Origin of the sequence: Kitasatospora sp. NPDC056327, from assembly GCF_042261735.1 — a bacterium.
In the GTDB taxonomy this organism is placed as follows: Bacteria; Actinomycetota; Actinomycetes; order Streptomycetales; family Streptomycetaceae; genus Kitasatospora.
In genome coordinates this window covers 1-9,904 of sequence record NZ_JBHJRC010000306.1, presented here as the reverse complement: position 1 = coordinate 9,904, position 9,904 = coordinate 1, and the positions used below count along the sequence as shown (strand labels likewise).

9 protein-coding genes and 1 rRNA gene are annotated in these 9,904 nt (G+C 71.7%); all 10 read left to right on the top strand.

Annotated elements, in window-relative coordinates:
- Positions 1 to 93 (top strand): 5S ribosomal RNA (rrf, locus tag ACFCX4_RS30665); the annotation flags it as partial.
- Between the two features lie 96 nt (positions 94 to 189).
- Positions 190 to 810 carry a CDP-alcohol phosphatidyltransferase family protein gene (locus ACFCX4_RS30660; protein ID WP_376149521.1) on the top strand — a complete coding sequence of 207 codons (621 nt, stop codon included), beginning with the start codon at positions 190 to 192 and terminating at the stop codon, positions 808 to 810.
- Positions 811 to 934: 124 nt separating this feature from the next.
- Positions 935 to 3,430: a sugar phosphate nucleotidyltransferase gene (locus ACFCX4_RS30655; protein ID WP_376149515.1), complete on the top strand. Its 2,496-nt coding sequence runs from the start codon at positions 935 to 937 to the stop codon at positions 3,428 to 3,430.
- Positions 3,431 to 3,571: 141 nt separating this feature from the next.
- The gene (locus ACFCX4_RS30650; protein ID WP_376149512.1) at positions 3,572 to 4,711 is read left to right on the top strand and encodes a DUF881 domain-containing protein; all 1,140 of its coding nucleotides are present in this window, start codon (positions 3,572 to 3,574) and stop codon (positions 4,709 to 4,711) included.
- Positions 4,708 to 5,040, top strand: a complete 333-nt coding sequence (locus ACFCX4_RS30645) for a small basic family protein (RefSeq protein ID WP_073927316.1) — start codon at positions 4,708 to 4,710, stop codon at positions 5,038 to 5,040. Before ACFCX4_RS30650 ends, ACFCX4_RS30645 begins: the two co-directional genes overlap by 4 nt.
- A gap of 424 nt (positions 5,041 to 5,464) precedes the next feature.
- Positions 5,465 to 6,289 (top strand): DUF881 domain-containing protein, encoded by an 825-nt coding sequence (locus ACFCX4_RS30640; protein ID WP_376149508.1) that lies wholly within the window; start codon positions 5,465 to 5,467, stop codon positions 6,287 to 6,289.
- Between the two features lie 115 nt (positions 6,290 to 6,404).
- A complete protein-coding gene (locus tag ACFCX4_RS30635; protein WP_376149505.1) occupies positions 6,405 to 7,286 on the top strand; it encodes an FHA domain-containing protein in 882 nt (293 codons plus the stop codon).
- Positions 7,287 to 7,465: 179 nt separating this feature from the next.
- A complete protein-coding gene (locus ACFCX4_RS30630; RefSeq protein WP_376149518.1) occupies positions 7,466 to 8,161 on the top strand; it encodes a MerR family transcriptional regulator in 696 nt (231 codons plus the stop codon).
- 110 nt (positions 8,162 to 8,271) lie between these two features.
- Positions 8,272 to 8,748: a bifunctional nuclease family protein gene (locus ACFCX4_RS30625; protein ID WP_030062493.1), complete on the top strand. Its 477-nt coding sequence runs from the start codon at positions 8,272 to 8,274 to the stop codon at positions 8,746 to 8,748.
- Positions 8,749 to 9,030: 282 nt separating this feature from the next.
- Entirely contained in the window at positions 9,031 to 9,693 is a 663-nt protein-coding gene (locus tag ACFCX4_RS30620; protein ID WP_376149502.1) for a MerR family transcriptional regulator, read from the top strand.
- The last annotated feature ends 211 nt before the right edge of the window (positions 9,694 to 9,904 follow it).

The following is a 9,904-nucleotide window of genomic DNA, read 5'->3' as shown; positions in this document are numbered from 1 at the left end:
ACGCCCGGTTACATTCCGAACCCGGAAGCTAAGCCTCACAGCGCCGATGGTACTGCAGGGGGGACCCTGTGGGAGAGTAGGACGCCGCCGAACAAATTTTCTGGAGAAGCCCCCGCCGGTAATCGGTCGGGGGCTTCTCTGTTGTAAGGTCGACGAGCAAAGTTGTCATACGTGACAGGAGGCCCCCGGGTGGAGGTCCAGGAGACGCGGGTCCAGACCGATCGCGTCCTCACCATCCCCAACCTGCTGAGCATGGGCCGGCTGGTCGGTGTTCCGCTCTTCCTCTGGCTGATCCTCTGGCCGGTGTTCGACGGGCCGAACAACGACGGATGGGCCTTGCTGATCCTGATGCTCAGCGGCATCAGTGATTACCTGGACGGAAAACTCGCCCGGAAGTGGGGGCAGATCAGCCGGGTGGGGCAGTTGCTCGACCCGCTGGCCGACCGGCTCTACGTGCTCTCCACCCTGGTCGGTCTGACCTGGCGTGAGATCCTGCCGTGGTGGCTGACGGCGGTCCTGCTGGCCCGTGAGCTGTTTATCGCGGCGCTCCTGCCGATTCTCAACCGGCACGGCTACGGGCCGCTCCAGGTGAGTTTCCTGGGGAAGGCCGCGACATTCAACCTGATGTACGCGTTTCCGCTTCTGCTGCTCGGCTCCGGGGACAGCTGGATCGCCCGGCCGGCCGAGATCGTGAGCTGGGCATTCATCTGGTGGGGCACGACCCTGTACTGGTGGGCCGCCATTCTTTACGCGGTCCAGGTGCGGCAGATCGTCCGCGGCGCAGCCGGCTCCCGGGCGTCCACCGTCTGAGACGTGATCTGAGAGAAGTCCCACGGCGACACGGTGCGTCGGACGATACCTTCCGGGTAGACCACCTCTGGAACGCTTTGATGGACCTAGAGGGTCCACCACCGCGAAGGAGGACGCACCCGTAATGAAAGCCGTAGTTATGGCAGGGGGCGAAGGCACTCGACTTCGCCCGATGACGTCCAGCATGCCGAAGCCGCTGCTTCCGGTCGCCAACCGGCCGATCATGGAGCACGTGCTTCGGCTGCTGAAGCGGCACGGTCTCTCCGACACCGTCGTGACCGTGCAGTTCCTGGCCTCACTGGTGAAGAACTACTTCGGTGACGGCGAAGAGCTGGGGATGCACCTCACCTATGCGAACGAGGAGACCCCGCTCGGTACCGCGGGGAGTGTCAAGAACGCCGAGGACGCACTGAAGGACGACTCCTTTCTGGTGATCTCCGGCGATGCGCTGACCGACTTCGACCTCTCCGAATTGATCGAGTTTCACCGCAGCAAGAACGCACTGGTCACCGTCTGTCTCACCAGGGTGCCCAATCCCCTTGAGTTCGGTATCACGATCACCGATGACGAGGGCCGGGTCGAACGCTTCCTGGAGAAACCGACCTGGGGCCAGGTCTTCTCGGACACGGTGAACACCGGGATCTACGTGATGGAGCCCGAGGTCTTCGACTACGTGGCGGCCGGCGAGTCCGTGGACTGGTCGAGTGACGTCTTCCCGCAGTTGCTGAAGGAGGGCAAGCGGGTCTACGGCTACGTGGCCGAGGGCTACTGGGAGGACGTGGGCACCCACGAGAGCTACGGCAAGGCGCAGGCGGACGTCCTTGAGGGGAAGGTCGACGTCGAGATCGACGGCTTCGAGATCTCCCCGGGCGTCTGGGTGGCCGAGGGTGCCGAGGTGGACCCGGAGGCGGTGCTCCGCGGGCCGCTGTACATCGGTGACTACGCCAAGGTCGAGGGCGGTGTGGAGATCCGCGAGCACACCGTGCTCGGCAGCAACGTCGTGGTGAAGCGCGGTGCCTTCCTGCACCGGACGGTCGTCCACGACAACGTGTACATCGGGCCGCAGAGCAATCTGCGGGGCTGTGTGGTCGGCAAGAACACCGACGTGATGCGGGCCGCCCGGATCGAGGACGGGGCGGTGATCGGGGACGAGTGCCTGGTCGGCGAGGAGTCGATCATCGCGGCCAACGTCCGCGTCTACCCGTTCAAGACCATCGAGGCCGGCGCGGTCGTCAACACCTCGGTGATCTGGGAGTCCCGCGGCCAGGAGCACCTCTTCGGGGTCCGCGGCGTGTCCGGGATCCTCAACGTCGAGATCACCCCGGAGCTGGCCGTGCGGCTGGCCGGCGCGTACGCGACCACCCTGAAGAAGGGGGCGACCGTCACCATCGCGCGGGACCACTCCCGGGGTGCGCGGGCGCTCAAGCGGGCGATGATCTCGGCGCTGCAGACCAGCGCGATCGACGTCCGGGACCTGGAGAACGTGCCGATGCCGGTGGCCCGGCAGCACACCGCGCGGGGCAGCGCCGGCGGGATCTTCCTGCGGACCACTCCCGGAGTGCCGGACTCGCTGGACATCCTGTTCTTCGACGAGCGCGGGGCCGACCTCTCGCAGGCCGGGCAGCGCAAGCTCGACCGCGTCTACGCGCGCCAGGAGTACCGGCGGGCCTTCCCGGGCGAGATCGGCGACCTGACCTTCCCGTCCAGCGTCTTCGACTCCTACGCGGGCAACCTGTTGCGGACCGTGGACACCACGGGCGTGCGGGAGGCGGGGCTCAAGGTGGTCGTGGACACCGCGCACGGCAGTGCGGGGCTCGTCCTGCCGAGCATCCTCGGCCGGCTCGGGGTGGAGGCGCTGACCGTCTCCAGCGGGCTGGACGAGGCACGGCCGACCGAGGACGCCGAGGAGCGGCGGGCCGGGCTCGCCCGGCTGGGTGAGCTGGTCGCGTCCTCGCGGGCCGCCTTCGGCGTGCGCTTCGACCCGGTGGGCGAGCGGGTGGCCTTCGTGGACGAGCTGGGCCGGGTGATCGACGACGACCGGGCGCTGCTGGTCCTGCTGGACCTGGTCGCGGCCGAGCGACGCAGCGGGCAGGTGGCGCTGCCGGTCACCACGACCCGGATCGCCGAGCAGGTCGCGGCGTACCACGGCACGCAGGTCACCTGGACCACGACCACGCCGGACGACCTGGCCAAGGCGGCCTCCGCCGAGGGCACGGTGTTCGGCGGCGACGGGCGCGGCGGCTTCGTCGTCCCCGAGTTCAGCGGGGTGCTGGACGGGGCGGCGGCGTTCGTCCGGCTGGTCGGCCTGGTGGCCCGCACCCAGCTCACGCTGAGCCAGATCGACGCGCGGATCCCGCAGGCGCACATCCGCCGGCGTGACATCGCGACGCCGTGGGCGGCCAAGGGCATGGTGATGCGCTCGGTGGTCGAGGCGGCCGGCAGCCGGCGGCTGGACACCACCGACGGCGTCCGGGTGGTCGAGGCCGACGGGCGGTGGACGCTGGTCCTGCCCGACCCGGCCGAGGCGGTCACGCACCTGTGGGCGGAGGGCCCGGACGGCGCGGCGACCGAGGCCCTGCTCGACGAGTGGGCGGCGGTGGTCGACGGCGCCGGCAGGTGAGGCGGGAGCGGGGCGGGACGGCTTCGGCCGGCCCGCCCCGCTGTCCGTTTCGAGCGGTTGGTCATGGTCCGCCTGGTTTGGCATGATCGCAGGTCAGGGGGCGTGCACGGGGGCCCCGCGCGACATGGGACGATGGACCGCATGTCAGCGACGCCGGGGCCGGGTGCCAGCAGTGGACGGTACAACCGTCCGGACGCCTCGATGTCGCTGCTGACCAACGTGATGGACCACAGCCTCGACGAGGGGTACGCCGAAGCGGCGGCCGCGCGGGGCGGGGACGGACCGTACCGGATACCCGGGACGGTCCGGGGTCTGCTGACGCTGGGGGCCGGGCTGGCACTGGTCGGCACGGTGATCACGGTCGGGGCGGTGAACGCGCACGAGGCCGAGCCGACGCTCGCCCGGGAGCGCGACGCCCTGGTCCACCGGATCAACGATGCCAACGGCTCGGCGGACCACCTCCAGCAGCAGGTCCAGGACCTGCGCCGGAAGGTCGACAGCACTCAGCAGGGGGCGCTCGCCCCGGGGGACGGCGACCCGGCGGTGCTGGCCGGCGCGGTCGGCCTGGGCGAGGTGACCGGACCGGGCGTGAAGCTGGTCCTGGAGGACGCGGCCGGCACCGGGGGCGGCGGCAACGTCGACCCGCGCTCCGGGCAGGGGTTCTCCAACAGCGGGCGGCTGCGCGACCGCGATCTGCAGCTGGTGGTGAACGGGCTCTGGGCCTCGGGAGCGGAGGCCGTCTCGATCAACGGGCAGCGGCTCACCGCGCTCTCGGCGATCCGCGCGGCCGGTGAGGCGGTACTGGTGGACAACCGGCCCCTGGTGCCCCCGTACACCGTGCAGGCGCTGGGGGACGGGACCCAGCTGCTGAACGCCTTCGAGCGGGCGATGGCGGGCCAGTACCTGGGGCTGCTCCAGCAGAAGTACGGCATCAAGTCGACCATGTCGGCCCACAAGAGCCTCACGCTGCCCGCGGCCGTCGGCGTCACCCTGCGGACCGCCCAGCCCGCCTCTCCCGAGGCCTCGCCGACACCGGGTGCGAGTGCGACGGGGGGCACGACGCCGAGCCCGTCGGCCACCGGGCCCTCCCCGGGGCCGACGGCCCCGGGGACGACGCCGGGCCCGTCCGGTTCGGCGGGCCCGTCCCCCGAGGTCTCGGCGTCCACGAAGGCCGGCGGGAAGCGCTCGCCGAGCGCCCCGGCCAGGAGCTCGACCTCCCACCCGCCCTCCGCGACCACCACCGGGTCGTCCTCCGCAGCGACAGGAGCAGCTACACCGTGATTGCCGTACTGGGTCTCGTGATCGGGGTCGTCGTCGGACTCTTCGTCCAGCCCGAGGTGCCCGACGCCGTGGTGCCCTACCTGCCGATCGCGGTGGTCGCGGCGCTGGACGCGGTGTTCGGCGGCGTGCGCGCGATGCTGGACGGGATCTTCGACGACAAGGTGTTCGTCGTCTCGTTCCTGTCGAACGTGGTGGTGGCGGCGCTGATCGTCTTCCTCGGCGACCAGCTGGGGGTCGGCTCGCAGCTGTCCACGGGTGTGGTCGTCGTCCTCGGCATCCGCATCTTCTCCAATGCTGCGGCGATCCGGCGCCATGTCTTCCGTGCCTGAGCCGGACCGCGAGCGCGCGGTGGAGGAGAACGTGGACGGATCGGCGGGAGAAGCTGTGCGGGACGAGAAGCGAGGGGAGGGCTCCGAGGGCGGGACGGTGAGCGCGCCGGCCGGGCGGCGGGCGGCGCCCGGGGAGCCCGAGGTGCCCCCGGAGACGCTGCGGAAGCTGCCCGCGCGGGCAGCGGAGGAGCGGGTGGAGGGCCGGCGGACGGTGGCCGGGCCCGGGCCCCTGGCAGGGCCTCCCGGGGCCGCCCGCGGACAAGCTGCCGGGCCTGCCGAACCGGCCGCCGCTGCTGCCCCGGCCGCCCCCGCGCCGGCCGCAGGGCCTGCTCCGGAGCGCGCCCCCGCAGTGCTTCCCGCGCCCGCGCGTGCGCCGGAAGTGACGGCGGGGCCGCCCGGGACGGGAGCCGGTGCGCCGGGCCCGGTGCGGGAACCGGAGCCGGAGGACGACGGGGAGGGGGAGGACGAGGCGGAGGAGCCCGACTTCCCGCCGATGTCCGTCTCCGCGCAGGTCGTCGACCGCCACTCCGGACGGCGCCGGCTGAAGGCCGCGATGTGGCCGCCGCGGCTGTCGCGCGGCCAACTCCTCGTGGCCGTCCTGCTGTTCTCGCTCGGCCTGGGGCTGGCGATCCAGGTCCGCTCGACCAACGACCACCACAGCCAGCTGCGTGGCGCGCGCCAGGAGGACCTGGTCCGCATCCTCGACGAACTGGACAGCCGTCAGCAGCGTCTCCAGCAGGAGAAGGCGGAGCTGGAGCAGTCCCTGGCGAAGTTGGAGAACAGCTCCAACCAGGCCAAGGAGGCCCAGGAACAGACCAGGAAGAAGGTGACGGAACTCGGCGTCCTCGCCGGGACCGTCCGCGCCACCGGTCCGGGCATCGTACTGACGGTCGATGATCCCCAAGGGCAGGTGAAGGCGGATATGCTGCTGGACACCCTGCAGGAACTCAGAGCGGCGGGGGCGGAGGCGATTCAGATCAACGATGTGCGCGTGGTGGTCAACACCTACTTCACGGACGTGTCCGGCGGCGGTGTGCAGATCGACGGCAAGAAGGTCTCGGCGCCCTACCGCTTCACCGTCGTGGGGAACCCGCAGGACCTCACCCCCGCGCTGAACATTCCGGGAGGTGTGGTCCGTACCCTGGAGAGTCACCAGGCGCGCGCGACGATCTCCCAGCAGCAGAGGGTGGTCGTCGACGCGCTGGTCGATCCGAAGACGCCGCAGTACGCCAAGCCGGCTCCGAAGTGACCGTCACGTTCGGAGTGCCACACCCGCCGGCCCGATCCACGACCGGGCCCGCATCTTGTCCGAGGCTCTCACCCTGCCCCACGGGCGGGTCTGTCACACGCAAGGGGATTCGCCCGTGAGTTTCTTCTCCAAGTTTTTCGGTCGCAACAAGGGCCGCAACGCGGCCGCGGCGGAGGCGCCCACCGCGCTGCACCGCCGGGACGACGAGCCCGGCGTGCCGGGCATGCGCTCCGCCCCGGAGGGCGCGGAGTACGGCGCCGAGCGTCCGCTGTTCCGGGACGGTGCCGGTGCCCAGTACGCGGGTAATCAGGCGGGCTACGGCGCGTCGGTTGACCCCTCCGGCGCCCCGCGCATAGGTTTCCCGGCAGGACCCTCAACCTCTGGTGGAGGGTTTGCCCCGGACCCGTACGCCGGGCACAACCCCTCGGGTGTGCCGCGCCAGGAGGCTGTGAACATGGCTGGCCCCACTCCGTGCCCCAGGTGCGGCAACCCGAACCCGGCCTCGGCCCGCTTCTGTTCCAACTGCGGTACGGCGCTGCGCGGCGGGCTGCTGCCCGAGGGCTCGGCAGAGACCACCTCGACCATCTCGATCTCCGGTCTGGAGTCCTACGACCCCAACACCACGACCGGCACCGGCACTCCGGCGCTCTCGGCCGAGGTGCTCGCGGCGATCGACGCGCTGCCCCCGGGTTCGGCCCTGCTGATCGTCCAGCGCGGCCCGAACTCCGGCAGCCGGTTCCTGCTGGACTCGGACAAGACCACGGCCGGCCGCCACCCGCAGGGCGACATCTTCCTCGACGACGTCACGGTCTCCCGCAAGCACGTGGAGTTCCGCCGGACGCCGGGCGGCGGCTTCACCGTCGCCGACGTCGGCAGCCTCAACGGCACCTACGTCAACCGGGAGCGGATCGACGAGGTCGCCCTGAACAACGGCGACGAGGTGCAGATCGGGAAGTACCGGCTGGTCTTCTTCGCCAGCCACAACCGGGGGTACTGAAACCAACGTCGGCAGGAGCCCGAGTGAGTCCGAACACCCCTTCCGCTCCGCTCGGGGCGGCCACCCCCGCACCGTCCGGTCCCCAGCAGGACCAGGGCGCGCGGGGGGTGGTCGCGGCCCCCAGGCAGCCGGTCCGGCCGGACCGGCCCGCCGGCCGGCGGCGCGGCGCCGCCGAACTGCTGAGCATCGGCGCGGTGCTCGCCTTCCTGCGCGACGACTTCCCCGAGGTGACCATCTCCAAGATCCGCTTCCTGGAGGCGGAGGGGCTGGTCGAGCCGCAGCGCACGCCCTCGGGCTACCGCAAGTTCAGTCCGGCCGACGTCGAGCGGCTGGCCTACGTGCTGCGGATGCAGCGTGACCACTACCTGCCGCTGCGGGTGATCCGCGAGCACCTCGACGCGATCGAGCGCGGCGAGAGCCCGCCGGCGCTGCCCGGGCCCGCCGACAGCCGCCCGGGGCCGCTGGAGGAGGCGGACCGCGAGCTGACCGCCTCGGCCGAGGCCTCCGCGGGGGTCCGGCTCGGCCGGGCCGAGCTGCTGGCCGCCGCCGAGGCCGGCGAGGCCGCGCTGATCGAGTGGGAGTCCTACGGGCTGGTCGTCCCCGGCCCGGACGGCGGGTACGACGGCGAGGCGCTGCAGGTCGCCCGGCTGGTCGCGGAACTCGGGCGGTTCGGGCTGGAGCCGCGCCACCTGAGGGCCATGAAGGCGGCGGCGGACCGGGAGATCGCGCTGGTCGAGCAGGTCGTCGCGCCGCTGCGGCGGCACCGGAACCCGCAGACCAGGGCGCACGCCGAGGCCACCGCCCGGGAGCTGGCGACACTGTCGGTCAGGCTGCACGCCGCCATGGTCCAGGCGGGTCTGCGCAGCCGCACCTGAGGCGGTCCGGGAGCCCGCCCCGGCACGGGCGCGGCCCGGATCCACGGCCCTGACCAGCGCCGTCGGCGCTGCGCTTTCATATCCGGGGCGGGAGCCATAGGGTTGCCTGTGTGAATGAGCTCGACGTCGTGGGTGTCCGGGTGGAGATGCCTTCCAACCAGCCGATCGTGCTGCTCCGGGAGGTCGGGGGCGACCGCTACCTGCCGATCTGGATCGGCCCCGGCGAGGCGACCGCGATCGCCTTCGCCCAGCAGGGCATGACGCCGGTGCGCCCGCTGACGCACGACCTGTTCAAGGACGTCCTGGAGGCGCTCGGCCAGCAGCTCACCGAGGTCCGGATCACCGATCTGCGCGAGGGCGTCTTCTACGCCGAACTGGTCTTCGCCGGCGGCGTGGAGGTGAGTGCCCGGCCGTCCGACGCGATAGCGCTGGCGCTGCGCACCGGGACGCCGATCTACGGGAGCGAGGAGGTGCTCGCCGAGGCGGGCATCGCGATCCCGGACGAGCAGGAGGACGAGGTCGAGAAGTTCCGCGAGTTCCTCGACCAGGTGTCGCCGGAGGACTTCGGCGGGGGCGGCCCGCAGTAGCGCGCGCCGCGGGGGCTCCCGCGCCGGGACGCGCGGCCGGGGACTGCCCGGAACGGGGCCGCGGGCCGACATGTCGCAACTGATACGACTGTTTTGCCAAAACGCGTCCACCTACCCACACTGGGGGCACGAAAAACCACACTCCTGAGCGATGTGGTCTGTTCGGCTCGGCGTGGCGATCGTTGACGGGCCATAGGGGACTGCCTACCGTCAGGAGGGGCTGCCCGGGTGTCCGACACCCGCGGCCCGGGTTGCCCGCAGCACGAGTGGACGGAGGTAGGCATGACCGGCACTGGCGATGAAGTGGCCACGGGAGGCCTGTGCGCCGTGCACCTGCCGCGCACCAGCCGCACGGTGACCGAACTGCCCCGGACGACCGAACTCCCGAGGGTGGGCCGGTTCCCCGCGGTGCAGCCTGGCCAGCCGGCCCTGGAGCGGCTCGCGCCGACGTCGGAGCTGATCGGCTACCGGGGCCCGACCGCCTGCGCGGCGGCCGGGATCACCTACCGGCAACTGGACTACTGGGCCCGGACCGGCCTGCTGGAGCCCAGTGTGCGCTCGGTGTACCCGGTGAGCAGCCAGCGGCTCTACAGCTTCCGCGACATCCTGCTGCTGAAGATCGTCAAGCGGCTGCTGGATGCCGGCGTCTCGCTGCAGAACATCCGGGTGGCGGTCGCCCATCTGCAGGCCGCCGACGTCGCCGACCTGGCCGGGCTGACGCTGATGTGCGACGGCGCGACGGTGTACGAGTGCACGACGCCCCAGCAGGTGGTCGACCTGATGAAGGGCGGCCAGGGGGTCTTCGGGATCGCGGTCGGCGCGGTCCGGCAGGAGCTGGAGCTGACCCTGGAGCGGCTGCACGCCGAGCGGACCGACACCGGCGAGACGGTGGTCGGCCACGATCCGGCGGACGAGCTGGCGCAGCGGCGCAACCGCGCGGTCTAGGGCGTCTCTTGTGGATCACCGCCGGGCCCGCGACGCCGGGGCACGCACCTCGCCGCGTTGTCGTCGGTCGCCGATGCTCCGCAGTGGCTCCCTCCTCCGCCTTGCGATGCACGCACCCCAACGCCGCGGCCTGTCCGACAAGATCCACAAGACACGCCCTAGGGCCGACACCGGGCGACGCCGTGGGCCCGGACGGGGAACCGTCCGGGCC